Source organism: Streptomyces hazeniae (genome assembly GCF_031845485.1).
GTDB lineage: Bacteria > Actinomycetota > Actinomycetes > Streptomycetales > Streptomycetaceae > Streptomyces > Streptomyces hazeniae.
On the sequence record NZ_JAVREQ010000094.1, the window covers coordinates 1 to 584 of the forward strand.

The 584-nt window shown below is 65.4% G+C and carries 1 protein-coding gene and 1 pseudogene; both read left to right on the top strand.

All coding sequences use genetic code 11. The annotated features are described in order from the left end of the window. A pseudogene (locus RM572_RS28755) lies at positions 1 to 244 on the top strand (hypothetical protein); the annotation flags it as partial. 41 nt (positions 245 to 285) lie between these two features. Further along, a partial coding sequence (locus RM572_RS28760; RefSeq protein WP_311676303.1) for a hypothetical protein occupies positions 286 to 584 on the top strand: 299 nt, incomplete at its 3' end.

Below are 584 nucleotides of genomic sequence, written 5' to 3' on the forward strand. Positions count from 1 at the left end.
GTCCAATTACGTGAACCTGCTCGCCACCGCCTCGACGATGCAGGGCTTCATCGCACTCGAAGAGTGGGCGCGTTTCGACGAGGCGTTCGCCGCGCTGCAGAGTTGGGAACAGCAGGGGCTGTTGGCGCACCGTGAAACCGTGTACGAAGGGCTGGAATCCAGCATCGATGCGCTCAACGGACTGTTCACCGGCGCCAACATCGGCAAGATGCTGGTGAAGATCAACGAACCTGGCCAAGGATGACGGCGACGGATCCCGGCCGGAGCAGGGTGCCTGCGCCCGGGGTGGTCGATACCGCCGATGAGGTCGACCCCCAGTGGCTGACCGCTGCGCTGAACTCGTCCGGCGTCGCCGCGACTGTGCGGCAGGTGACCGCGGAACGGGTCGGCACCGGCCAGATGGGTTCCTGCTCACGACTGTTCGTCGACTACGTCGACGGGACCGGCCCTGACCTGCTGATCATCAAGCTGCCTGCCACCGACGCCAACAGCCGGGCCGCCGGCACACTCAGCTATCGATGCGAGACCAGCTTCTATCGCGACTACGCGCACCGGATCGGTGCGCGGCTCCCCCACTGCTACTA